The organism is Chitinophaga sp. CCNWYY40 (assembly GCF_037483205.1).
In the GTDB taxonomy this organism is placed as follows: Bacteria; Bacteroidota; Bacteroidia; order Chitinophagales; family Chitinophagaceae; genus Chitinophaga; species Chitinophaga ginsengisegetis.
In genome coordinates this window covers 163,566-187,826 of sequence record NZ_JBBHLF010000001.1, presented here as the reverse complement: position 1 = coordinate 187,826, position 24,261 = coordinate 163,566, and the positions used below count along the sequence as shown (strand labels likewise).

The following is a 24,261-nucleotide window of genomic DNA, read 5'->3' as shown; positions in this document are numbered from 1 at the left end:
ATTAGCTTATTTTTGCAGGGATACTGCACGGAAATGCAGCTTGCTAACATTAGAAAAAAGGAAGGGATGGCAGTTATAATGAAAGAAAAGGGGTACAGCCGTAAACAGGAAATTGTGAACGGGCTGATACATGGGGTAGGCGTTATTTTCGGGGTAAGTGCATTGCCCATGCTGGCGGGTATTGCCGCCACACATGGCAATACGCCGGGCATTGTAGGCGCATGTATTTATACCTTCTGTTTTATATTGTTGTTTACAAACTCCACTATTTACCATTTATCGCAGGAGCTGGCCATAAAAAAACTGTTCCTGATATTTGATCATATCAGTATTTACTTTTTAATAGCCGGCACCTATACGCCTTTCCTGCTGGTGTATATGAATAATGCCTTTGGGATTACGCTGTTGTCGATCCTATGGGGGCTTACACTGATCGGCGTCTTATTTAAAACCTGGTTTACGGGAAAATATGATATTGTATCCACTATCATCTATCTTTTGATGGGCTGGATCATGGTATTTGGCGGCCGCCGGTTTTTTGATAACCTTCCCCTGCCGGTGATCATTATGCTGGCCATTGGCGGCGGATTATACACAATAGGGGTTATTTTCTATATCTGGGATAAATACACTTATATGCATGCCGTATGGCATTTGCTGGTACTGGCAGCGGCTATCTGTCATTATGTGGCGGTATTGATGGCCATGTAAACGTTCCGGGAAATTATCAGCCGCTTAACCCCGGCTGGTAATTTCTCTCTGCCCACATCTTTTTCCGGTAGTCGGTAGGATTGATACCGGTGTATTTCTTGAACGTTCTGTTCAGATGGCTTTCGTCCGTAAAGCCCAGTTCATCCACAATTTCACTCATTCGCATATCGCTGTATTGCAACCGCGTTTCTACCAGCTTCAGCTTATAATTGGTTACATACCGTTGAATGCTCTCTCCGGTTAACTTCTTCACATATTCACTGATATAATTCGGGGAGATATTAAACCGCGCGGCCAGTTTTTCGGCACGCAGGTTTTCCGGGTAATAAATATTCTGATGGATATAACCGATGATATCGTTGGATACCTCACTGTTTACCGCCGTTTTTTCCGGTGTGAGCAGCGATACATTACGTGCCACGATGGTGATAATGGTATTTACCAGCTGCTGCACCACCTCGTTGCGCAGGGATTGTTCGCGCGGATACTCCAGCATCAGTGCATTTATCAGCGCATTTACAATCGGTCTGTCTGCTGAATTATATAAAATACAGCCGGGGAAATGATGATTATTATGGAAGATAAACTCCAGTTTCTTTGCCCAGTCGCCCAGGTTACTATGAGTACTGCCCGTACGCTGCGCTTCCAGGTAGATACCGTTAAAACGGATAAACAGGAAGCCGGTCCGGCTTTTTATGCGGGTATACTGTACGTCCTGCGGCATAAGCAGGAACAGGTTTTCCGGCTCATATTGAAAAGCGTGCTGGTTGTTGTGGAAGGTGCCCGTCCCCTTCACAATATATACCAGCTCAAAGAAATTGTTACGGTGTTGTCCCATCGGGCATACCTCTTCCTCTATATATGCAATGTCAAACGGCTTAAAAAGATTCAATACTTCCATAACCTATAATTGTACAAAATGTACCCTGATTCGTACAAGGGTATACCTGCAAATTTATTGGAATTTTGACTCATCAAATCACAAAAAACAAAACAAGCATATGAAAGCAATCGTATTAAAGCAGGTAGGCGGTACAGAAAACCTGGAACTCAGGGATATCCCGGTTCCCGCTATTAAGGATAATGAAGTACTGGTACGCAACCATGCCGCAGGCATTAACCCGGTAGATGCCTTTGTAAGGGCCAGTGAAGGCGCACTCAACATGTTCCTGCAACCACAGGAAGGCGAGGATATTATCATTGGATGGGATATTGCGGGAGAAGTAACCGCCACAGGTAAAAATGTAAAACAGTTTAAACCAGGAGACGCTGTATTTGGCATGGTGAACTTTACCGGTCATGGTAAAGCCTATGCAGAATATGTAGCCGCCCCTGAAAGCCAACTGGCACTGAAGCCCGCCAACACTTCCTACGAAGCCGCAGCCGCCGCTTCCCTGGCTGCCCTCACTGCATGGCAGGCACTGGTAACCTATGGCAAAATAAAAAAGGGCGATAAAGTGCTGATCCATGCAGCTGCAGGCGGTGTTGGACATTATGCCGTACAAATTGCCAAACACTTTGGCGCCTATGTGATAGGCACGTCTTCCGCCGAAAAAAGAGAGGCAGTACTCCGTTTTGGTGCAGATGAACACATCGATTATAATAGCCAGAAATTTGAAGAAGTAGTGACCGATGCAGATATCGTACTCGATTCACTCGGCGCCCCTGATCATATCGACCGCTCCCTCGCAGCCGTAAAAGATGGTGGCCGCCTGATCAGTCTACTCGTATTTTTCAGTGATGAGCAAAAACAAAAAGCTGCTGCTAAAAACGTGTATACACACCGGATATCCGTAGTTTCCAACGGCGATGATATGAAGTCCATTGCCGCATTGCTGGAACAGGGAGATCTGCACTCTGAAATAGCACATGTGTATGCTTTGGAGGAAACAGGCAAAGCGCATGAGCAGGTAGCTACCGGGAAGACGCTGGGAAAGGTGGTGGTGAAGATATAGCAACCTTCGTTTTGACTACAACAATAGCAGATCCGGCTACAGCTGTTTTCTTGATGCTACGGAACTTCGTAGCATCAAAAAAACAGCAACATGAAAATCATCGTTACAGGTTCCTTAGGGAATATCAGTCAGCCGCTGACAAAGGAGTTAGTACAGCAAGGTCACGCCGTAGTGGTGATCAGCAGCAAACCGGAAAAGCAGAAAGACATTGAAGCATTGGGCGCCACCGCCGCCATCGGCACACTGGAAGATGCGGATTTCCTATCGGCTACATTTACCGGTGCAAACGCCGTGTATTGCATGATACCTCCTGATCTCTCCGAACCCAACCAGGTTGCGTACTATCGCAGAATTGCCGGCAACTACATAAAGGCGATTCAACAGTCGGGTGTAAAACGGGTGATCCATCTCAGTAGTTATGGCGCCCACCTGGATAAAGGTACCGGCCTGATTCTCGGCGCCCACCACGTAGAAGTGATGCTGAATGAATTGCCAGGTATAGCCGTTACGCATATGCGCCCCGCTTATTTCTACTATAATTTATTTAGCTTTATAGAAATGATAAAACACACGGGCGTGATAACGGCAAATTATGGTGGAGAAGATAGGATTGTACTGGTATCGCCAATTGATATTGCAGCGGCCATTGCCGGTGAAATAGTAACGCCCGCGGCTCCCGGCAGCAATGTGCATTATGTGGCCAGCGACGAACGCACTGCCAGTGAAATTGCCGGTGTTCTGGGCGCCGCTATCGGAAAACCGGATTTAAAGTGGACGGTTATCACTAATGAGCAAATGCAAAGCAGTATGGAAGCACATGGAGTGCCTGCATCCCTCGCAACCAGCTTCGTGGAGATGTTTGCAAGCATTCACAGCGGCGCGTTAACCGCCGACTATTACCTGAATAAACCGGCTATGGGAAAAGTAAAGCTGGAGGATTTTGCAAAAGAATTTGCTGCTGCTTTTAAAAAATAATTATGGCAGGTGTACAACCATATAAAATTAAAACGATCAACGAATTTCACCAGCTCCGGAATTTGTCCAGGCCGCTGCATCCGTTAATCAGTGTAATCAATTTTGAAACGATTAAACGCATCGGCGAGGGTGAACCGAAAAGCCTGATACAGGATTTTTATTCCATTGCCCTGAAAAGGGCCGTTAATACCAGGGTGAAATACGGCCAGCAGGAATACGACTTCGACGGAGGAATCCTTTTCTTTATTGCACCCGGCCAGGTGTATTCCATTGAAACGCAGGAAGATTTTCAACATTCGGGATGGATTGTACTGATTCATCCCGATTTTCTCTGGAATACACCGTTGGCAAAGAAAATAAAGCAATACGAATATTTTGGCTATTCAGTGAATGAAGCCCTGCATATGTCAGAAAAAGAAGAGGAGATCATTACAGGCATTGTGCAGAACATGGAGCAGGAATATCATACCAGCATTGATAAATTCAGTCAGGATGTAATGATAGCCCAACTGGAACTATTATTAACCTATGCAGAAAGGTTCTATCATCGCCAGTTTATCACAAGAAAAATAGCCAACCATACTATCCTTGATCGAATGGAAAGCGTACTCACCGCGTGGTTCAACAGCGATTCCCTCGCAACCAAAGGGTTACCCACCGTTCAATACATCGCCGACACACTCCATGTATCACCCGGCTATTTAAGCGCATTGCTTAAAGTACTGACGGGACAAAGCACCCAGCAACACATCCACGACAAATTAATGGAAAAGGCAAAAGAGAAATTGTCCACCACCGGTTTGTCTGTAAGTGAAATTGCTTACGAGCTGGGGTTTGAACACCCGCAGTCGTTCAGCAAACTGTTTAAGAGTAAAATGAAGGTAACGCCGCTGGAGTACAGGCAGTCGTTTAATTGAAAAAATTAATCATTCCCTGTCACCAGGATAAATCATAAACCAAATATCTGCTGGTTCCACCATATAAGATTGCGCCCCTTCCTGAACAAGTATATCCAGCGCGGTGATCAGCGTCCAGTAGCGCGTACCACGCTCAAATTGTAAATGAATACCATTCAGGGTATCGTGTTCCTGTTGCATCCTATGGATTACCAACCGTGAATACTCTAATGAAAGACTATCCGCCTTGTTGTTCCCGGTGAGCCGTATCAACTGGTAATTGCGCTTAGCAGGATAAGGACCGCGAAGTACTTCCGGATACCGCTTTACCCGTTCAGGGTCAAACATGATAAATGTAACCAATCGGTTACGGACAGGGCGTGGTTGTCGCACAAAAGCCCAGAGCAATAAAAATAACAAGCAAACAGCAAGTATGTTGATAATAACGTATAACCGTTGGTGTTTTAAGTTCCTCATCTTACTAAAAAATATTTATTAAGATGAGGAACCTCATTATTTCCATATGCCTCACTACCAAAACCTCACATAAATAACTGACAGCAACAATAATATCGTTACAATTAAAATCACAGAAGAAGGCTTCAGCTTAAACATCTCATAATCCAGCTCAAAAGCTTTGGCACTCACCTTTGGCCCCGCCAGGCTGATAGCCACCATTACCAGCACCGTAGTAAGGAAAGACCATCCCAGGCTGATAAAGAAAGGAATTTCGTATTCGCCCTTTGCATTGTGGAAAGCGGAATACAATACCGTTTCAGGACCAAATATTTTCACGGCAATCTGGTTAAAGAACAGCGAAGCAGCAAAACCAGTGATAATCCCCGCTATGGCGGCAGCGCCACTGGTTCTTTTCCAGAACATGCCGAGGATAAAAGTGGCAAATACACCGGGACTGATAAAGCTGGAATACTTTTGTACAAAAGTATAACCGCCGGCGCCGCCAATATCCAGCACATCGTTCCAGGTGAATAACACGCCGATGACGATAGCGGCTATAATAGTGAGCCTGCCTGTCCATACCAGCTGCTTTTCATCTGCTTTGGTATTGATATATTTCTTGTAAACATCTAAAGTAAAAATCGTGGAAATACTGTTGGACTTACCAGCCAGCGAAGCTACTATAGCTGCCGTAAGCGCCGCAATGGCAAGCCCCTTCAAACCGGCCGGCAGCAGGGTTAAAATGGCCGCATAGGCGCCGTCTTTTTGTCCTCCTTCCAGCTGTGGGAGGTGCCCGTGCTGGTACAACACATACGCCACAATACCCGGCAGCATTACAATTACCGGCATGAGTATTTTGAGTAAGCCGGCGAATAAGATACCCGTGCGGGCGGTTTGCAGATCTGCGCCCAGTGCGCGCTGCGTGATATACTGGTTACAGCCCCAGTAGTTAAGATTACTGATCCACTGTCCAGCGATGTACATACCAAAGCCCGGCAGGATGAGGTATTTATTCACATAGTCCTGCGGTGCGCCCACAGCGGGCTTCTTCAGCATCATATGAAAATGGTCGGGTGCTTCCTGTATCAGGATATTAAAGCCGGCCAGCACATCTTTTCCCATACCAAACTTTTCGCTTACTACAGTTAATGCCATCCAGGTAGTGGCCAGTCCGCCGATGATCAGTACGCCCACCTGTATTACATCTGTGTAACCAATTACTTTCATGCCACCCAGGGTAATCACTACGGAGAAGATGGCCAACGCCACCATCACTTCATGAAAATAGGCGCCCCCAAGTAGTCCGTTGATAGCGAGAGCGCCCAGATACAAAATAGAAGTGAGGTTAACAAATACATATAAAAACAACCAGAATACAGACATAATCAACGCTACGGTTTCATTGTAGCGCGTTTTCAGGAATTGTGGCATGGTGTAGATCTTATTTTTGATATACACCGGCATCAGGAATACCGCCACAATGATCAACGCAGCTGCACCCACCCATTCATACACGGATACCGCGATGCCCACAAAAAAGCCATCGCCGCTCATCCCGATAAACTGTTCCGCCGAAATGTTGGAAGCAATGATGGAAGCACCAATGGCCCACCAGGTAAGAGATCCTTCTGCAAGGAAAAAATTCTTTGAAGCGCTTACAGCTCCTTTCTTCTTTCTTTTATAAATCCAATATCCGTAGGTAGCAACAATCACAAAATACAACGCAAATACCAGGTAGTCTTTGAACACAAGTTGATTACTCATAAGTGGAGCGGTTGATCAGCAGTTTTTTTAACGTGGGTAATACCTGGATATAATATAACACTTTCCGGCATGTAAAAAAAAGGATCACCGGAGAGACGTCAGCAAGCCGCATCTCCACCGGTAATCCATAATATCACTGTTCAAAACTTCAAGGTGGATGGTAGATATTTTGCTACCAGGTCTTCGTAATATGGTCTTAATACTTTCCAATCAGGTGGGGTGGGACTCTTCGAGTACAGGTCGTACGGATTAAACAGATCCACCCATTTAAACATTTCCACATCATGCGCATTCATCAGGTGACCGTAAGCATGTTCCCTGTGCTGCGGATAAAAGGAGTGATAGCGCAGCATGTACAGGGCCGGTTCCGGCAAATGATTTTTCATGATCTGGTAAATATATTCGTCGTGTCCCCAGCTCAGGTGTACATTTTCCAAACCGCAGTTAGGTTCATATACGCCATACTTTGTGTTGTAATCCGGGTTGTTGATGTCCGGGTTATTTTTGAAGAATTCCGGGAAAACAATTTTATCGGAGAAGGCGCAGCCAACAGGAAACGTATCCCCTACCACTGCCCACTGCGGTTCGCCGAACAGGCATAATACTTTGCCCATATCGTGAAACAGGCCGGTGAGTACCATCCAGTCAGGATGGCCGTCAGCACGGATAGCTTCAGATGTTTGCAGCAGGTGCTGGAACTGGTCCAGGTCTGTATCCGGATCAGAATCATCTACCAGCTGGTTGAGAAAATCGAAGGCATCCCATACCGACATTTCTCTTTTATTGAAAGAAAGAAATTCTTTCTCTTTTTCTTTTACAAATGCATAAGACTGGTAAGTATGATTTAACCGGTAAAACTCCCGCACGGTGTCACGTGGGGGCGCTTCATAATTCCGGAATTCAGCAGTGCTTTTTTCCTTGTTGATATTGGCGGGATCAGGATATCGCTCCAGTAAATCATCTTCCCATTGATCAAGTGAAGTAAGTGGTGCAGGATTTGGCTGCCCGTTAACGCTATCCATAATATCAGATTTTAAAAGTTCGTGGAAATGCAGAAAAATATCCTCCTCTAAATATGCGATCTTTTTAAAAATCTTCCGCATAATAGAATAACTTTATTTACTTAACCGATTAAGTAACACGGCCGTTATATGGAAAACGTCACCATCAGAATGCTTGCGAAAAGGTTGCAGTTATCTACTGCCACCATTTCAAAAGCGCTGAGCAACAGTCATGAAATAAGCGAAGAAACAAAGCAGCGGGTGCTGGCGCTCGCCGCAGAGCTGAATTATGTACCCAATCCATATGCCAGCAGCCTGCGGAAAAAGTCCAGTCATACCATTGCAGTGGTCATCCCCGAAGTGGCCGACAGCTTTTTTGCAGAAGCCATCAACGGTATTGAATCTGTTGCACAGGAGAAAGGCTACCATGTGCTTATTTATCTTACCCATGAAAGTTTTGCGAAAGAAGAGGCTATTTTGAAAGATTTCCAGAGCGGACGGGTAGATGGCGTACTTATTTCTGTTACTACAGAAACATCGGCAGCAGCACACGGACTGACACAGCTGGTGAAAGAAATACCCGTAGTGTTTTTCGACAGGGTTTGTGAAGAAGTAACAGCCGCCAGAATCACCACAGACGACGCTAACGCCGCTTATAACGCCACTACACACCTGATTGCCGGCGGATGCCGTAATATCGGCCTGTTATCAGCATCGAGACAGCTTTCTATCAGCAACCGGCGGGCAGAAGGATTCCGGCAGGCACTGGCCGATCATCAGCTTCCGCTTACTCCTGCCAGCATTCTTTATTGCTCCAATGATCCCGCAGCTACCCAGCAACTGCTGCAAACAGCCTTACAGCAAAACCATTACGACGGCCTCATTGCCACCACGGAAAAACTGGCCACAGCTGTTTACCTCGCCTGTGAAGAGCTATCCCTCGCTATCCCCGGCGATGTACAGGTGATCGGCTTCTCCAACCTGAGCACTGCACGGTTCCTGCAGCCATCGCTGACCACCGTTTCGCAACCCGCCTTCGACATGGGACACGCCGCCGCCACCGTGTTATTCAAAGCGCTCAAAAGCAGCAGCTTCCCGCTGCAGGAGCAGCAACAGGTGATTCCTTCTTCACTGATTATAAGAAATTCTACAAAGTCAGGGCTATAAACAACTATCCCGCAGCATTTTCATGTACGTAGTGCCCTTTTCGCGTGCAAAGCTGATATTGCGTTCGGGGATGTTTTCAGGGTGGGGATATTGCTGCAACGCTTTCTCTATTTCCGCTTCCCGTAAAAGATGCAGCATCGGGTAAACGGACCTGTTGGTATAATTGGCCGCATCCTCCAGATCAGCGCCGGCAAACTGGTACAGCGGATGAAAACTCGCCAGCTGGTAAATACCGGTGTACTTCTTTTTATAGATCATTTTTTCCACCACCGACACCAGGTCGAGATAATCACGGAACACCGGGAAGCCTGCGGGAAAAATCAGCAACGTAGTAGACACCGCCGGTTCACTGTCCAGCAGCAAACATTCCTGTAACAGCTCATCACTGGCCACCTGCAGCGATACAGCGCCGCTCACCTGGTACCGGATGCTGTTCTTCTTTACCTCCCTGTTTGCAAAGGGACAGAAGTTACAACCGATCACAAGTTCCCTGACCCAGTTCTGAGTTTGTGTTATTACCGCTGCTGCCTGTTCCGGATCATATACCATAGCAGTGAAGGTACGGATAACTATCTTCTGGTGATCACGGTACTCCTGAAGTGATCGCCTACTTTGTCGTGGCTGATATCATATTGCGCAGCAGGCAGGTAAGATTCAATCATAGGTAAAGCCGGCGCATAATGGTAACTGCCGCCGGTTTGCAGCGATGCCAGTATCTCCATATACTTTTTGGCATAGCTCATATAAGCGCTGTTGCTGCGCCCGTGATGATGCAGAAAATGATTGGAGAAAGACAGATTGGAGATGATAGTGCCCCAGCTGTTGGGCTCCAGGCGGTATTCCAGCCAGTCGGCAGACCCGAGATAACTTTCCGGCTGTTCAATAAACCGGTCTATTCCATATGCTTTGATGCCCTGTTTACGCAGGTATCGCACCAGGTAAGCATGTTGACCGCAACCGATATCCAGCACAGGACCTTTGATGGTAGCCAGGTTTAGCCGCAGCACGGATAATTGCATGGCGGGTGTATATTCTGCACACACCACCCTTTTTACATGAGGCTCCTGGTCGCCGTTCAGTTCTTTTACAAATGGATTCGTGTGCAGCAACCACTTTGTTAAGCGTTGCCCATGCAGTTGTTCCAGGTCATCAAAATTGGTTTGTTTTCTTTTGAGGCGGGTAACAATATCCTCCATTAACGTAACATATACTGCCTTTAGCGACTCGCCGGCAATACCGGAAACATTCATATACTGGTTGGCAGCGCAAAAAGTAAGCTGGGCCTGGGTAGTGAGGTAATTAACCAAACCTGCTGTCAACCCATCCGCGTTCAATTGTAAAATTTCACGCGGATAGGTGGCCAGCAGGAACCTGGTATAAGGCGTCCACGCCAGTGCGGCGCTTTTCCCGCCATAAAAAAGATTCAGTTCTTTATGTTGATCATGTTGTGACGAAATACTTTTTATTATCTCCGGTAAAACATACATACCTCAAAGGTACGCTGCTTTTAGGGGATCACGGGTAAGTAATCCGTACAAACCTGTTGGCGTCGCGGTAATCGAACTTCGTAAAGGTGCCTACTACCAGCAGTGACTTCTCTCCCACCTGCGGCAGGATCTGTGTAATACCGCCACTGTTGGCGTTCTGGTCCAGCGTTACACCGCCAATAGTGTTATACGAAGGATGAATAGCGCCTTTGTCGGTGAGCACAATCATGTTGTTGCGAACCAGTCCGCTGAACTCTGTAAAGATACCACTCACAATTACCTCTCCTCCGGGCATTACATGCGCATTGAACAGGTAACCATTGGAGCCTGCACCTACATTAAACGTGGGATCTACCACCCCGTTTTCGTTGATACGGGCTACGTTAGCGAGTTTAAGTCCGCCGAAAGTATTGAACCGGCCTACAATAATCAGCTTTCCATCTGCCTGGCGGGTCATATTCAGGATATTCTGATCGGGACCTGCACCTGCCGAAAAGGAAGGATCAATAGAACCATCTGCATTCAACCTGGCAATACGGTTCACCGCTTGTCCGTTGTATTTGGTGAAAGTACCTGCAATCAGCAGTTTTCCATCGGGCAGGAGGATAGAACGGTTGATATAACCATTGGGGCCCTCTTTACCCATGTGTTTCGCCAGGTCGTAGTTGTAGGTACTATCCAGGCTTCCGTCGGGCATTAACCGAACCAGTCCGTTAATCTGTACGGAATCAAGATGTACGGAATCCTGACCGGCAGCGCCGGTGAGGTTGTAGTTGGGTTGTACATAAAAACGGAAGAAGCCTGTGAGCAGGATCCTGCCATCTGCCTGCACATGCATATTGGCTACCTGCCCGGAAATGCCGCCCTTCAGGGAAGACACAGTGATTTCCTTCCCGGTAGGACTGAATATTTTATCCGCAGCCAGGGAGCCGTTGTTATTCAGCAGTGCAATACTGTTTACAAAGTTTACGCCTTCATAGTTATTAAAGGCGCCTGCTACCAGGTATCTCCGGTCGGCGCCGGGCAGTGCAGCGGCAGTAGCCACAAAAGTATTGGTGCCGTTTTTCTTGTCCGGGCCAAAACTGCCATCTACTTTCCCATCATGGTTAATCCTGGCCACGCGGTTCAGCTTTCCTTCTTTACCGGAGTTATCGAAGTCAGTAAAATCACCGACCACTAAATACTTCCCGTCTTCCACAGGTATAATATCCGAGATACCTCCGTTAGCGGCTACTTTACTGGGGAAAAGGGTATCCATCTCGAAAACACCGGTTACGCGGAAGAAAGGACCAAAGAAATACTGCTGGTCTACCTGTGCTGCCACGTTACCAGTGGCTGCCTGCGCAGGCACTTTTACGCGCGCGGTGGTATCTGTAAGCGCCAGGATAGGCGCGCTCACGCCGTTAAAAAGGATGGCCAGCTTATCCTTGTTTGCCAGGAAGCCTTTTCCACTGATCAGCACTTCCTCTCCTACACGTGCACGAGCCGGGCTGATACCATCTTTATTGATATAGATCGCCGGCTTCACCTGCTCTTTATAAGGATCGTCCCCTTTGGAGCTGATCTTATCTTTGGTACAGGCGCCCAACACTGCCAGCAGCGCTATTAAATACGTATATTTTTTCATACTGAATGCGTTAATGAGTTATTGATTCTGCAGTTCCTGTTCCGCTATTCTGACAAATTCTCCCGGCCGGAAACCGAAGTTGTGCCGGAAATTCAGCACATGCAATACACCGTTTGTTGGCTGAATATCGGAGGTCATCACCTGTACTTTCTGATTATTGGCAAAAGTCACCGGATCATAGGTGATGTCTGTGAGCAGCAGTACACGCGCACCTACCGCTTCCACGCCGTTATAGTTCTGGTAAATTAACCCGATGTTGAGGATATAGCCGCTGTTCATCACGTAGTTAATTCCCGGGTAAGCATATACATTCACCGGGTCGATACGCGCAAATTTATTGGCGGTATACTTGCCTTTGAGCATGTACATACCCAGGAATTTCTTCCATACTTTAGGGGGAATATCAGCCAGTTTCACGCTGTCTTCCACCATCCGGTAACGGTATTCGTTCAGATCGTCGATCGCATCCACAATGCTCTGATCTGTTGGGGTAAAGAAAGTAACGGAATCGTTCTGCAACATTTCTTTCAGCCCGGCTTTTTCTACTACATACGCCACGGTATCAAAAAGGTCCGGGTTCTGTACCAGGTATTCGTAAATGGTTCCTTTATAGTGCGGATCTGCAATACCGCTGTCGATATAATAATCTTTTTTACAGGAAGATAACAACAGACCTGTTATCAGCAGAATGCCGGCTATGGGCAATAGCTTTCGCATAGTGAATATTTTTTACAGTTATTGTATCCAGTATTGATTTCTGGTGACCAGCGGATTGTTGTTTACTGCGGATGTGGCTATTGGCCAGGTCCATGCACCTTTCTCCATCAGGTCTGGTGTAAGTGGATTTTCCGTCAGGGTTCTGTCGCCAATCCTGCCGGTGCGGATGAGGTCATACCACAGGTGTCCTTCTCCCATCAGTTCCTTTTCCCTTTCATAGAAAATAGCCGTTTTCAGCGGCTCACCGCCACCGCCGGCGTACAGTTTTGCGCCTGCCCTGTCACGTACCAGGTTGAGCATCGCTATGGCTTCTGCGTTTCTGTTACCCAGGTTGGCCAGTGCTTCTGCTCTCAGCAGGATTACATCTGCATAGCGGAACAGGATGAAGTTGGCATCGTAGTCCCTCGTAATAGGATTGGTGATCGCAGAGAATTTCAGGAACATAGGTTTCTTCTCTCCTTTGGAGGCATAAGGGTCATCAAACCACAGCTCCAGCCTTCTGTCGGATTCACCGCGGGGATATACCCTGTCCAGGTGCCTTACCATCGGGGTAATTTCGCTGTTACCGTTCAGTCCATCCCGGATAATAGGATCATGCAAGGTCCACTGGCAAATGAGGAAGTGGAAAGCGCCGCCGTAGTTGGCATCCAGCGACAGTTCAAAAATACCTTCTTCAGAGCGGCCTTTGAAAATGGTCTGGAAGGTTTCTTTGGTGTAAGGCAGCAGTTTGTATTCGTGCAGATCCATCAGTTCTTTGATCAGATCGGCGGTTTGTGTCCAGTATTTTTGTTGATTGGCGGGATCAAAACCGGCGCTCCACATGTTGATATGTGCCATCAGCGCCAGTGCAGCGCCTTTGGTGCCACGCACAGCCCTGTTGGTAGGGTCATCGTAGGAAATTACCATATCCTCTTTGCATGCTTCGAGATCTTTGAGACAGAAGTCCAGCACGGTCAGCATTTTTTCACGCGGCCTCAGCGTGATATCATACGGGTCTGTTTGCAGGGGCACATCTCCGTACAGGCGTGTCATATAGAAGTAGATGAAGGCGCGTATAAAGCGGGCCTCTGCTACCAGGGCTTTCTTCTCTTTTGAGCTGAAGGCAGGATCTTCAATACCGGGTATTCTGTCGATACAAAGATTGGCGGTAGCAATGGCCTGGTAAAACAATCCCCAGTCCGGGATATCTTCAATACCATCGCCACCGGCCTGCAGCAGGCGGTTGGCGGCCAGGTTGCGGAACCCGTTCTTATCAAACCAGTTCCAGTTACCGGGCCGGAAATCGCCTACATTATATACAACGCCGTTGGTAAATTTCTGCAGCAATTTTGCATAGGCGCCATTGATAGCCTTTTGTGCATCGCCTCTTGTTTTCCAGAAATCCTTCCCGGAAAGCGTATCCAGTGGCTTTACTTCCAGGAACTTCTTACAGGAACCCACTCCCAGCAAAAGGCAGAAAAGTATTCCTATTTTAAACCAATGTTTCATCTGAAAATAATTTAAGTGTCATTAAAATTGAGCGCCTATACCGAATGTCAAACTGGTGGCATTCGGATATCCGTTGATATCGTCCCTGCCGAGTGAAGTCACGGTTTCTGGATTAGGCCCTGTATACTTTGAGAAGATGCCCACATTGTATGCGGTGAGATAAGCACGCAATACACGCAGTTTTAACTTCTTCATAAAATCAAAATCACGGAACTGATAAGCCAGTGTGATCTGGTTAATTTTGAAGTAGGAGCCATCTTCCATGTACAGGCTCTGATCCAGCCTGTTAGGCGCTACCTGTGCATCGTGATCAAAAGACCCCACGATGGCAGGATGCGATGCTTTATCGCCGGGATTTTTCCAGTAGTCGATTTTACTGATATCATACAGGTTGATAGGGCCGGCGGCGGTACCGTCTTTACTCAACAGTTGGGGATACTGCAGGCGGTAAATCCTTGCAGCAATAGCGTTATTCAGGATGCTGCGATCCGCCAGGAAAGTACAGTTGATATTGAGCGACAGGTTCCGGTAGCTCAATGTATTATTCAAACCACCGGTGAACATTGGTTCCGGGTTACCCATAATCATATAGTCGGCGCCATCCAATGCGTAGTCGCCGTTCAGATCTCTCCAGATAGGGTCTCCTGCCTGGAAATACTGGGTACCGGGGCCTTTAAATGCTTTGTAACGTACGCCCCTGATAGGATCTACCGGTACATCGGAAGTATTGCTGTATACGCCGTCTGTCTGGTACATATAGTTGCTCTGTGGATTTCTGCCCACCTTCAAAGCAATGCTCTGGTAAGTGTTTTGATCCACTGCTATAAAGAGCTGTGAGCCGCCGGGTAATTCCGTGAGCACGCCTTTGTTGTAGGCGCCGTTTATTGAAAAGATCCACTGGAATCCTTTAGGATCACGGTTCATAATAGGGCGCGTGGTGATAGACAACTCATGACCATAGTTCACAATAGCGCCACCATTCACCTGCATCTTGCCATACCCGGTAGAATTGGGCAACGGGATATCCCGCACCAGGTTGTAGTTGTTTTTATAATAAGTATCATAGATCACTTCCACGCGGCCTTTAAACAAGCCCAGGTCTACCCCGAAGTTGAACTGCGAAGACTTCTCCGGTTCCATGTAGGGGTTAGCCAGTATATTGTAATTAGGATTGATGGAAACGGCGTTGTTGTAGTTTTTCACACTTTCATAAGCGCCCAGTGAATTGAGGATAGTAGCGGTAGGGCGACTGTTAACCCCATACGTTACACGCACCGATCCGTAATCCAGCCAGTTCCAGCGCCGCATCAGGTTTTCTTTATTAAAGTTCCAGCGTACACCTACAGATGGATTTTTCGTATAGGGATTATTGATACCCGCAGAAGAGTTTCCATCTAACCGGTAAGCGAGGTCTAATACATATTTGGTGCGGTAGTTATAAGAGAAGAACCCCGCCCACGACGCGGCATGATACACATAAGATACCGGCGTACCATTTACGTTTATTTCGTTCGCATTATTCCAGGGGTTACCGGGATAAAACCTCGGGGAATAACCACGGGGGCCCCAGTAATAATCGTTCGGACCATTGCGTATGTCTTTCACATGCTGGTCATCTGATTTGATGTTTATTTCACTGAATACGCTGGCATATATGTTATGGCTTTTCTCCAGGTCGGATGGTCTGCTGCTGTAGCTGTAGTTCACGCCATTCCTGGTGTTCAGCTCATCGTGGCGGCCTACGAAACCATACAAACCGGTTTGGTTGTTATTGGAAAACGATTGGTTAAACCGGTCCCTGGTATCTGTATAGTAATCGTAAGAAGTAGTGGAGTTGATACGCAGTCCGTTGATAATTTCATAGTCTACATCCACGAAGCCACGGATATTGAGGGTGTTATTATCGTCTATATTATTTTCATATCCGCTCAGCTGGGGGTTACCTACAAAGGTAGAAGGGCCGGGCATCAGGGAGGAGGTAAAGGAGTTTCCTGCACCATTATTGGTTAATCCGCCACCATTACCGCGCTGCTTCTGACCCAGTGCGCTGAACAACTGTGCGCCGATACGCAGCTTCTTGCTTGGCTGCATATTCAATTGCATGTTCAGGCTGTATTTATTAAAGCCGGTATTCTTTAATACGCCCTGGTTCATCTGGTAGGCAAAGTTTGCCTTGTAGTTCATCTTCAGGTTACCACCGCTGATCTGGACGTTGTTATTGGTATTTAAAGTGGTCTGGTAAAATAATCCCTGCCAGTCGGTAGAATTATTATAAAACGCATTGAGGCTATCTGTCAGGAACTGGGAATCGGGATCTCCCAGTATGCTGCGCGCCGCCTGTGCATCTCTCGCATTTTTCATGATGGAGTTAATACGATACCTCCGCTCTGCATTACCACCGATAGTAGGCCGAAGGTTTGGCGGCAGGTTCACAAACAAACTGCTGTTGATGTCAATGATTGGAGTAGGTGAGTTACCACGTTTGGTGGTGACCACAATTACGCCGTTGGCGCCGCGGGAACCATACAAAGCAGTAGCCTGCGCATCTTTCATTACTACGATGGATTCTACGTCTTCCGGTGGAATCAATGCCAGCGGGCCGGTGGCGGCACCGGGTTGTAACATCGACTGGGAAATGCCGCCGTCGAAATCTACCGGTACGTTATCAATTACCAGCAATGGGTTATTACTGGTGAGATAGGCGTTATCACCACTACCGCTTACATCGAGCTGGGAAACCCCTCTCACGGACATGGTACCACGAAAACCCGGCGCACCGGAATTATTCTGGATATTAAGACCTGCGATTTTACCCTGCAGCAATTCCTGGATATTGGATACCGGTACATCCTGCAGCGCCTTTCCATCGATCACGCCGGCAGATCCGGAGGATGTTTCTTTGGTACGCTTCTGATAACCGATGATCACCGTTTCTTTCAGCGATTTATTTTCCGGGCTCAGGGTAATATTGAGCGTGGTTACCTTCCCTGTTTTAACCGTTTCCAGGCGGTAGCCGATGTAGCGGAACTGGATGGTTTTATCTGGCTCTACGGAAATGGTGAAACGCCCGGTGGGATCCGTAACACCAAGACCTTTATTATTTTTTATATCGATGATGGTTACGCCCGGAATACCCTCTTTCGAAGCGGCATCCGTCACCCGGCCTTTGATGGTAACAGCCTGTTGGGCATATACCGTGCTGCCGGCTCCTGCAAGTAACAGGAATAGAACAACCAGCGTATGTATGTACCGTTTTTTCATGGCACTAATATTTTAATGTTTCAGAATACAGTTACCAGGTTAATCGTTGGTAAACTTGGGATTTACTTTAAACTTGAAGATCACGTCCCAGCTGCCGGGTTCAAATACGGCAAAGCCATAACCGATACCTGCCTGCCGGCGGATACCATAGGAAACCCGTTCATAGGTGAACATGATGCTGGCTTTTTCATTAATGCCTACATCAGCCAGTACCGGGTACGGACTGGTTACATCCCAGGTAACGGTGGCACTGTCTGATGAAAACTTCCGGTTAAAGCCAAAATTCACATTCAGGCCGGCGGTATTGCTGTAATATCTCAGGCTATCCCATTTGGTAACATTAAACTTCGACATTTTAATAGGTAAGGAATCCTGATCATAAAACTTAAATGTGAGCGTATTCTTAGTAGTACCTGTTTTAACGAAATACACATTTACCTGTTCGCTTTTAATCTCGTTGTTCTGCATATCCTGCACGCCTATTACGGTAGGATGGTTGTAAATAAGGTTATTGGAATTAGACTCTTTCTTTTGCAGTCCGGTGATATCATCAAACTCGTATGGCTCATACGGGCGTGGGCGGCGGAGGTCCAGCTTTCTTTTCTGGAAAGTTTTCTGTCCGCCTTTGTTCTTCACCAGGATATCAAAAGTGTAGATGCCTTGTTTTATTTTGGAGGTATCTGTAGCCCAGAACACAAGATCGCCTGAAGTGGAGCGAATATCGAGGATAGGCCGTTTCACCTGGATGCGTTTGGCTTCAATTTCCGCTACGGATTTTTCTGTGCCGCTGTAGTATTCTTTCCATTGCCAGGTATTCACTTCTTCCAGTAGCTCCGGCGCAGGCATACCATCCGGCCGGGCAATGTTCTTCATTTCAAAAGTGAGTGGCTGTGTTGAATTATCTGCGTTGAATTTTCCGTAGAACACATTGGTACGTCCAAAATTAGCCTGGTACGTATCCCCGTCGAAGTTGGCGTTGTTGCTGAAGTGTTCTTTCTCATCCGGCAACAGCTGCTTGTAACAGCCTGTTGCCATCATTGCCAGTGTGCCGGCTATTAATAAAGTATATACTTGCCTTTTCATTTTTATGGATTTATTTTGGTGAAGATGAGACGGTGCAGGTTAAGATTTGCTTTCTTAATCATCACTTTCATCAGGTGTTTTCCTGCGGGCAGATCTGCCGTACCAAAGGCTCCCTGCCAGTTTTGCCAGCCGCCGGTGCCCTGTATCGGGATATCTTCACATACCCTTACTTCATCTATCAGCAGATAAATAAGACCACCGCCATTACCGGCAATCCTCAGTTCCACTTTATATTTTCCGGCTTCTTTGATATCAACGGTGTATCGTACCCAGTCGCCATCGCTGGTCCAGCCGATGTTGTAGTTGCCACCAGGACTTGTGGAGCCATCCCCCTGCGAACAGTTTTCTGTACCCGGGTCATCAGGACGGTAAGTATGACCTCCATTGGGATTGCCGTAATGGTAAGCCACTTCTTTGGGCCCCTCATCATAATCCGCCGCGTTTACGATACCGGGTATCTCAATCGGGTAGCCCAGGTATGGCCCCTGCAGCGGTTCCAGCGATTTGGGATAGGCTTTTCCAACAAAGGAGGTAAAGCCAAATACATGTCTGGTTTCCAGGATGTGCATCAAGCCATTGGTAGATTTGATATCCACGTTTTGCGTGAGCGCAATGGACCAGTCTTTCGTAAACCTCGACTCGTTTTTATCGCTATACTGCAACACGGCCGTGCCGGCGCCCACTGCGCCGGAAGCATTGGTGCTGGCGGTTTTGCCGTTCATCTCATGACCGTATAAAGATTCCAGGTCGCTGCCATCCGCGTATCTCAACGAATCGGCAGTTACCAGTCCGCGTACAATGTAGCGCCGTAAAAGACTGTCCCATACTTCAAGCGGAATACTGTCCAGCGTCCAGTTGCCTTTATCGCCAAGACGTTCCCTGGAAAAATTCACGTTCCTGATAGCAGTGGTGATGCTGTTATCCTGCGGAACAAAAAAAGTGACCTGTTGACTTTTAAGCGTATCGGTCAGCTTTACGCGGTCTATCAGTAATAGCAGGGTGTCGTACAATCCTCCCTGCTGTTTGAGAAAATCATAGGTACTTACTTTCACTTCCGATACGGGCTTTGCATTCCGGTAGTCCTGCATCCCTTTTTCGCATGCAAAACAAGCCGTGACAGCCAGTAGTATTAAATATTTTTTCATGGCAGTGATTTATTATTTCCAGAAAGAATTTTGAACCAGCGCGCCATTGTTGGACAGCGCTTCCTGCGATAGTGGCCACAGGGCCGCTCCCCTGTCTACATCAGCCTGTGTAAGCCTGGTGTATTGCGGGATCTTTTTGAAATGTACCAGGTCGTACCAGTACCATCCTTCTCCCATCAACTCCCTTCTGCGTTCCAGCAAAATAGCATCCATCAGCTCCTGGCCGGCCATAGCTACGTTTACATTTTTGAGTGCGCGGGAGTTACGGATCTGGTTCAGGTCTTTTTGTGCTTCCGCTGTTTGTCCTAACCGCGCTTTGGCTTCTGCGCGCAGCAGGTACAGTTCTTCATACCGGAATACGATAATACAGGACGAATACATTTTCAACACCGGGTCTTTCACCGCGCCATTGATCTGTTTCATCTTAAAGAAGATGGGATAGGCTTCTTCCATTTTTGTGAAGAAGTAAGTAGGCCGTTGTTCGCGCGGTTCACTGTAAATTTTCAGTACACTGTCTTTCGGCACATAAATTTCAGACTCCCTTTTTGGAATATAGGGTTCACGGAGGGTCCAGTCTTCCAGCTGACCGGTGGAAGATATTTCCGCATGGTCAAAGTTCATATCTATCTGGAAGATATTAGCCCCGATACGTCCGCGGAAAGCACCATCCAGCCGGGTAAGGTCGTTCAGGCTTACAAAGCCGTAACCGGTGTTCGACTGGTTATTGATAACGGTGTTGGCATACTCGAGCGACTTATCATACTCCCCTTTCCAGTTATAGATATGCGCAAGCAGCGTGTAGGCCATCCCTTTGGTGATGGTGATGGAGATGTGATGCGATTCGCCCTGGCCGCGGTAATCGCCCTGTTGTTCCGGCGATTTACCATTGTATTTCCAGGGTAAGCCATCAATACAGGCTTTTGCTTCTGCAGCTGCAAAGTCCAGTACTTTGTCCGATTTTTCACGGGCAATCGTTTTTGAGGTCCCATCAGACGGAGCAGTGACCAGTGGCACATCTCCCCAGATCCTTACTATATAGTAATACAAAAATGCGCGGATGTAAATGGCCTGTGCGCGGTCCAGCGTCATCTCATTTTGTGAGTAACGATAGTCGGTAGCAGTTACCTGCGGTAATTTTTGTATAGTAAGATTGCATTGCGCAATAGCTGTATAAAATCTTCGCCAGTCGCGCCATTCTTCCATGGTGGAATAACTTGCGTTCAGGTTATTTTCAACTACCGCACGCAGATCACCGCGTTTGGTCGACTGGAAGTCGCCTCCACGCAGGTCTCCGTACACCCAGTGCGCGTTTTCATTTGACATGGCAGCACGCATCAAAGCATAGCAGGCAGACAATCCCGCGCGTGCATCATTTTTAGTCTGCCACATATTTTCTTCTGTCAGGGCACGATGTGACGGCACATCCAGCATTTTTTTACAGGACGGCATACTCACCGCCAGTAATAGTATCAACCCTATCTTTCTCATGATCTTGTTTTTTAACATCAGAATTGAAAATTAAAGCCCAGTGTAAAGGTGCGTGGAGCCGCCCAGTTGTAATACCCTTCGTCATACCCGAAGTAGCTCACTGCTTCCGGATCACCGCCTTTATACTTTGTCCACGTAAGCAGGTTGTTACCAGTAGCGTAAATACGCAGGTGTTCAACACCCGAACGTTTCATCCACTCTGTTTGCATGTTATAGGCTACTGTTAATGCGCGGAGCTTTACAAAGGAGCCATCTTCAAGGAACAGGGTTTGATTGGGCTGATAGGCATATACCGCGCTCCAGGGATTGTATTGCGGGATCTTGCTGTAGTCGCCTTCTACTTTCGACCACCAGCTGATTTCCTTGATCGCCTTTGGATCATCAATAGCTTCCCTGTTAGCGAAATCAAAGCGATCGGCCAGTGCCTGGTTAATCACCTTACGGCCAAAAGAATAATTCAGCAGGATATTCACATCCCATGCGCCGTAGTGGAAGGTGTTGGTGAAACCTCCGGTAGCAGCGGGCGACAAGCGGCCTTTCATTACACGGTCCTTGTCGTTGATATCAAAATCGCCGGTTAAATCTGTCCATTTGGGATCACCCTTTTTCAGGGTAACACCCTGGTAGGTCATTTTCCTGCCTGTTTTTGGATTTACGGGCACTTCATCATCGGAGTTGTAAATGCCTTCATTGAGGAGCAGCCAGTAGCGGTCTACCGGCTTGCCTACCAGGAAGCGGCGGTTGTTGATCACCAGGTCGGTAATCCCGTCAGGCAAAGCCATCAGCTTATTCTGGTTTGTATAAATATTGATACCGGTGGTCCACTGGAATTTCTTTCCTTTCACTACATCTGCATCGATAGACAGCTCATAGCCATAGTTGCGGATGTCCATACCATTTTTTACAATCCCGGTGTATCCTTCTTCTTCCAGCGTAGGCACTTTCAGTACCAGGTTGCGGTCTGTTTTGGCGTATACATCCAGCGATGCACGTAACCGGTCGTGAAACAGACCGATATCAATGCCGCCGTTCAGCTGTTCTACTACCGGCCAGGAAGTACCCGGTACTACGTAACCGGTGGTGTAGGCAGCGTTGATAACAGGGAAACCGTTGTAGGTCGACATATTGGGTACACCGTTCCAACCTGCATCCACGTTATATACCGGTCCGCCGGTATACATTTCATCCATCAGCAAACGGCCTACGCGGCCCCAGCTGGCGCGGACATTCAGGTTGCTCAGCCAGGAAGATTCTTTCAGGAAATCTTCCTTATGTACTTTCCATGATGCAGATAAGGTAGGCGATATCAGCCAGCGGTTGTCCGCATCGAGGTAAGAGCTGCCATCCCTTCTCACATACAGGGAAACAAAATATTTTTCATTGAAGTTATACCCGATGTTGGTGTAGAAAGATGCCAGGCGCGACTGCGTAAAATCTTTGGTATTAAACATCAGGCGGAAGTTGCCGAAGCGGCCTTCTTTCTGCTGATCGGTACCTGGCTGATAAATCTTCACATAATCGCTGGAGCCTTTGTAGGCGCGGCCGTAGTCATAGCGCCATTTGTCCCATTGACCATATTGACCGAGCGTTATTTCAACATGATGTTTTCCGGGAAAAGTTTTTGCAAACTGCAGGGAGTTATCGAGAATCATCCGCCTGTTCAGGCCATCGTAGTTGGATACATAGCTGTTGCCTTCACCGAGCGCCGTAGGCACAAAGAAGTCGCGGAAATTCTGCCCGTAGTCAATAGCGAAACGGGTATTCCAGGTGAAGTGCGATAAGAAGCTGTACTTCGCATTGGCAATGATACGGGCTGAATTATTCTTGTTCCGGTTAATGGTATTTTCCAGCGCCGTATAATACTGTTGCAGGTAGGCTTTGTTAGGTGATAAGGGGGCATCGTAGTTAAAGAGATAGTCTTCATCCCCGGCACGGTCGCGGATAAACTCATTCCTCTTACGGTTTTGATTAGCTACGGAAATATCTGTTGTAAAAATCAGGTTCCTGACCGGTTGAATATTGATACCGAAGTTTACATCGTAGCGTTTGATTCCTGTTTTATCATATACGCCCTGCTGCGTGGATTGCCCGATGCTGAAACGGAAGTTCGCGTAAGGGGTACCTCCGCTTACAGCCGCCTGGATCCCTTCCGTAAATGCGTTCCGGAGAAAAAGATCATCCCAGTTGGCGGGGCCATAGTAGCGGGCCTGGGAAGAATCTGCCAGGTAGCGGGGGAAGTTGCGCCATTGCGTTTCATCCGCATATTTCTGGTAGAAGGGCAGGCGGAAATCACTTTCGTATCTGCCATTTACTGCATCTACCGCGGGTTTCAGCGCCACACCGGCATAAGCATTTACAGACACCCGCATTTGCCCTACACGCGGCGCTTTGGTAGTGATGTTGATAATGCCGTTGGCTGCATTGGGACCGTATTTTGCGCTGGCAGCAAAATCTTTCAGCACTTCAATACTTTCGATATCATTGATATCCAGGAAACCAAGCAGGTTGGTTTCTGTTCCCATCCTGTTAAAATCGAACCGCTGGATGTCGTAGGCAAACGCATGCTCCATGATGAGGGGCACACCATCTACCACATAGGTAGGTTGCGCGTAAAACAAGTCGCGGTTGCTCAATAGCAGGGAAGAGGTGCCTCTTACGAATACACTGTTACGCTTTCCGGGTTCCGCAGAAGGAATTCGTACATCCACTCCAGTTACCCTTCCTATCAGCATCTGATCGATACTGGTATAAGGGAGTTTTTTCACTTCTCCAATGTCTACTGAAGAAATAGCCCCGCTGGCACTACGTTTCAGGAAAAGTTCATTGTTGGGAAAATATCCCAGCGTGTCGCGCCTGGTAGATGTCACTTTGGAAAAGGCAAGTGAATCTGCATTCACACCGGAGGTATCTTTATTATTTTTAAACAACACATTCTGTGCTTCCGATGAGGTACTCACCAGGCACATGGCTGCAAAAAAATAAATACCTCTGTGCAGGAAAAAGTAAAAGTATTTCATACATGCAATATTTAGGAATG

The 24,261-nt window shown here is 47.4% G+C and carries 19 protein-coding genes; 5 read left to right on the top strand and 14 right to left on the bottom strand.

The window, feature by feature from the left end; genetic code table 11:
• Nucleotides 1-66 precede the first annotated feature (66 nt).
• Complete coding sequence (trhA, locus tag V7S65_RS00780; RefSeq protein WP_227024659.1) at nucleotides 67-711, top strand: PAQR family membrane homeostasis protein TrhA; 645 nt, start codon at nucleotides 67-69, stop codon at nucleotides 709-711.
• Between the two features lie 16 nt (nucleotides 712-727).
• On the opposite strand, the gene V7S65_RS00775 is transcribed toward trhA, so the two are convergent.
• Nucleotides 728-1,612, bottom strand: a complete 885-nt coding sequence (locus V7S65_RS00775; RefSeq protein ID WP_079468710.1) for an AraC family transcriptional regulator — start codon at nucleotides 1,610-1,612, stop codon at nucleotides 728-730.
• Between the two features lie 100 nt (nucleotides 1,613-1,712).
• Here V7S65_RS00775 and V7S65_RS00770 point away from each other — a divergent pair, with 100 nt between their 5' ends.
• The 3 genes from V7S65_RS00770 (at nucleotide 1,713) to V7S65_RS00760 (ending at nucleotide 4,558) form a co-directional block, all read left to right on the top strand.
• Complete coding sequence (locus V7S65_RS00770; RefSeq protein ID WP_336386551.1) at nucleotides 1,713-2,666, top strand: NADP-dependent oxidoreductase; 954 nt, start codon at nucleotides 1,713-1,715, stop codon at nucleotides 2,664-2,666.
• Between the two features lie 90 nt (nucleotides 2,667-2,756).
• Nucleotides 2,757-3,641, top strand: a complete 885-nt coding sequence (locus tag V7S65_RS00765; RefSeq protein ID WP_336386552.1) for an NAD(P)H-binding protein — start codon at nucleotides 2,757-2,759, stop codon at nucleotides 3,639-3,641.
• Nucleotides 3,642-3,643: 2 nt separating this feature from the next.
• Nucleotides 3,644-4,558 (top strand): helix-turn-helix domain-containing protein, encoded by a 915-nt coding sequence (locus tag V7S65_RS00760; RefSeq protein WP_079468714.1) that lies wholly within the window; start codon nucleotides 3,644-3,646, stop codon nucleotides 4,556-4,558.
• Nucleotides 4,559-4,567: 9 nt separating this feature from the next.
• On the opposite strand, the gene V7S65_RS00755 is transcribed toward V7S65_RS00760, so the two are convergent.
• The 3 genes from V7S65_RS00755 to V7S65_RS00745 all read right to left on the bottom strand — a co-directional run bounded on the left by V7S65_RS00755 (nucleotide 4,568) and on the right by V7S65_RS00745 (nucleotide 7,782).
• On the bottom strand, nucleotides 4,568-4,885 hold the full coding sequence (locus V7S65_RS00755; RefSeq protein ID WP_336386553.1) for a hypothetical protein: 318 nt from the start codon (nucleotides 4,883-4,885) through the stop codon (nucleotides 4,568-4,570).
• Between the two features lie 183 nt (nucleotides 4,886-5,068).
• Complete coding sequence (locus V7S65_RS00750) at nucleotides 5,069-6,760, bottom strand: sodium:solute symporter family transporter (RefSeq protein ID WP_111579609.1); 1,692 nt, start codon at nucleotides 6,758-6,760, stop codon at nucleotides 5,069-5,071.
• 140 nt (nucleotides 6,761-6,900) lie between these two features.
• On the bottom strand, nucleotides 6,901-7,782 hold the full coding sequence (locus tag V7S65_RS00745; RefSeq protein WP_079470001.1) for an inositol oxygenase family protein: 882 nt from the start codon (nucleotides 7,780-7,782) through the stop codon (nucleotides 6,901-6,903).
• A 129-nt stretch (nucleotides 7,783-7,911) separates the two neighbouring features.
• On the opposite strand from V7S65_RS00745, the gene V7S65_RS00740 reads away from it, so the two are divergent.
• A complete protein-coding gene (locus V7S65_RS00740; protein ID WP_336386554.1) occupies nucleotides 7,912-8,928 on the top strand; it encodes a LacI family DNA-binding transcriptional regulator in 1,017 nt (338 codons plus the stop codon).
• On the opposite strand, the gene V7S65_RS00735 is transcribed toward V7S65_RS00740, so the two are convergent.
• From V7S65_RS00735 to V7S65_RS00690, 10 genes are read right to left on the bottom strand one after another with little or no spacing between them, the layout of a single operon-like run.
• Nucleotides 8,923-9,477, bottom strand: a complete 555-nt coding sequence (locus V7S65_RS00735; RefSeq protein ID WP_079468718.1) for a DUF1415 domain-containing protein — start codon at nucleotides 9,475-9,477, stop codon at nucleotides 8,923-8,925. The two genes, V7S65_RS00740 and V7S65_RS00735, sit on opposite strands and share 6 nt — an antisense overlap.
• A gap of 20 nt (nucleotides 9,478-9,497) precedes the next feature.
• Nucleotides 9,498-10,415, bottom strand: coding sequence for a hypothetical protein (locus tag V7S65_RS00730; RefSeq protein ID WP_336386555.1), 918 nt, complete (start codon nucleotides 10,413-10,415; stop codon nucleotides 9,498-9,500).
• Between the two features lie 28 nt (nucleotides 10,416-10,443).
• The gene (locus tag V7S65_RS00725) at nucleotides 10,444-12,042 is read right to left on the bottom strand and encodes an IPT/TIG domain-containing protein (RefSeq protein WP_079468720.1); all 1,599 of its coding nucleotides are present in this window, start codon (nucleotides 12,040-12,042) and stop codon (nucleotides 10,444-10,446) included.
• An 18-nt stretch (nucleotides 12,043-12,060) separates the two neighbouring features.
• Nucleotides 12,061-12,759, bottom strand: coding sequence for a fasciclin domain-containing protein (locus tag V7S65_RS00720; protein ID WP_079468721.1), 699 nt, complete (start codon nucleotides 12,757-12,759; stop codon nucleotides 12,061-12,063).
• A gap of 18 nt (nucleotides 12,760-12,777) precedes the next feature.
• Nucleotides 12,778-14,247, bottom strand: coding sequence for a RagB/SusD family nutrient uptake outer membrane protein (locus V7S65_RS00715; protein ID WP_336386556.1), 1,470 nt, complete (start codon nucleotides 14,245-14,247; stop codon nucleotides 12,778-12,780).
• Nucleotides 14,248-14,268: 21 nt separating this feature from the next.
• Complete coding sequence (locus tag V7S65_RS00710; RefSeq protein WP_079468723.1) at nucleotides 14,269-17,508, bottom strand: SusC/RagA family TonB-linked outer membrane protein; 3,240 nt, start codon at nucleotides 17,506-17,508, stop codon at nucleotides 14,269-14,271.
• A 39-nt stretch (nucleotides 17,509-17,547) separates the two neighbouring features.
• Complete coding sequence (locus V7S65_RS00705; RefSeq protein WP_336386557.1) at nucleotides 17,548-18,591, bottom strand: DUF5007 domain-containing protein; 1,044 nt, start codon at nucleotides 18,589-18,591, stop codon at nucleotides 17,548-17,550.
• 2 nt (nucleotides 18,592-18,593) lie between these two features.
• Nucleotides 18,594-19,736, bottom strand: a complete 1,143-nt coding sequence (locus V7S65_RS00700) for a carbohydrate-binding protein (RefSeq protein WP_079468725.1) — start codon at nucleotides 19,734-19,736, stop codon at nucleotides 18,594-18,596.
• A gap of 12 nt (nucleotides 19,737-19,748) precedes the next feature.
• Nucleotides 19,749-21,224: a RagB/SusD family nutrient uptake outer membrane protein gene (locus tag V7S65_RS00695; RefSeq protein ID WP_159454228.1), complete on the bottom strand. Its 1,476-nt coding sequence runs from the start codon at nucleotides 21,222-21,224 to the stop codon at nucleotides 19,749-19,751.
• Between the two features lie 17 nt (nucleotides 21,225-21,241).
• The gene (locus tag V7S65_RS00690; RefSeq protein ID WP_336386558.1) at nucleotides 21,242-24,241 is read right to left on the bottom strand and encodes a SusC/RagA family TonB-linked outer membrane protein; all 3,000 of its coding nucleotides are present in this window, start codon (nucleotides 24,239-24,241) and stop codon (nucleotides 21,242-21,244) included.
• Nucleotides 24,242-24,261 lie beyond the last annotated feature (20 nt).

Excerpts from the sequence above, each read along its gene's own strand:
- V7S65_RS00755 (WP_336386553.1), bottom strand. The coding sequence starts at position 4,885 with ATGTTTGACCCTGAACGGGTAAAGCGGTATCCGGAAGTACTTCGCGGT.
- V7S65_RS00720 (WP_079468721.1), bottom strand. The coding sequence starts at position 12,759 with ATGCGAAAGCTATTGCCCATAGCCGGCATTCTGCTGATAACAGGTCTG.
- V7S65_RS00690 (WP_336386558.1), bottom strand. The coding sequence starts at position 24,241 with ATGAAATACTTTTACTTTTTCCTGCACAGAGGTATTTATTTTTTTGCA.
- V7S65_RS00745 (WP_079470001.1), bottom strand. The coding sequence starts at position 7,782 with ATGGATAGCGTTAACGGGCAGCCAAATCCTGCACCACTTACTTCACTT.
- V7S65_RS00740 (WP_336386554.1), top strand. The coding sequence starts at position 7,912 with ATGGAAAACGTCACCATCAGAATGCTTGCGAAAAGGTTGCAGTTATCT.
- V7S65_RS00775 (WP_079468710.1), bottom strand. The coding sequence starts at position 1,612 with ATGGAAGTATTGAATCTTTTTAAGCCGTTTGACATTGCATATATAGAG.
- V7S65_RS00695 (WP_159454228.1), bottom strand. The coding sequence starts at position 21,224 with ATGAGAAAGATAGGGTTGATACTATTACTGGCGGTGAGTATGCCGTCC.
- V7S65_RS00725 (WP_079468720.1), bottom strand. The coding sequence starts at position 12,042 with ATGAAAAAATATACGTATTTAATAGCGCTGCTGGCAGTGTTGGGCGCC.
- trhA (WP_227024659.1), top strand. The coding sequence starts at position 67 with ATGGCAGTTATAATGAAAGAAAAGGGGTACAGCCGTAAACAGGAAATT.
- V7S65_RS00760 (WP_079468714.1), top strand. The coding sequence starts at position 3,644 with ATGGCAGGTGTACAACCATATAAAATTAAAACGATCAACGAATTTCAC.
- V7S65_RS00710 (WP_079468723.1), bottom strand. The coding sequence starts at position 17,508 with ATGAAAAAACGGTACATACATACGCTGGTTGTTCTATTCCTGTTACTT.
- V7S65_RS00705 (WP_336386557.1), bottom strand. The coding sequence starts at position 18,591 with ATGAAAAGGCAAGTATATACTTTATTAATAGCCGGCACACTGGCAATG.
- V7S65_RS00765 (WP_336386552.1), top strand. The coding sequence starts at position 2,757 with ATGAAAATCATCGTTACAGGTTCCTTAGGGAATATCAGTCAGCCGCTG.
- V7S65_RS00750 (WP_111579609.1), bottom strand. The coding sequence starts at position 6,760 with ATGAGTAATCAACTTGTGTTCAAAGACTACCTGGTATTTGCGTTGTAT.
- V7S65_RS00700 (WP_079468725.1), bottom strand. The coding sequence starts at position 19,736 with ATGAAAAAATATTTAATACTACTGGCTGTCACGGCTTGTTTTGCATGC.
- V7S65_RS00770 (WP_336386551.1), top strand. The coding sequence starts at position 1,713 with ATGAAAGCAATCGTATTAAAGCAGGTAGGCGGTACAGAAAACCTGGAA.
- V7S65_RS00730 (WP_336386555.1), bottom strand. The coding sequence starts at position 10,415 with ATGTATGTTTTACCGGAGATAATAAAAAGTATTTCGTCACAACATGAT.
- V7S65_RS00715 (WP_336386556.1), bottom strand. The coding sequence starts at position 14,247 with ATGAAACATTGGTTTAAAATAGGAATACTTTTCTGCCTTTTGCTGGGA.
- V7S65_RS00735 (WP_079468718.1), bottom strand. The coding sequence starts at position 9,477 with ATGGTATATGATCCGGAACAGGCAGCAGCGGTAATAACACAAACTCAG.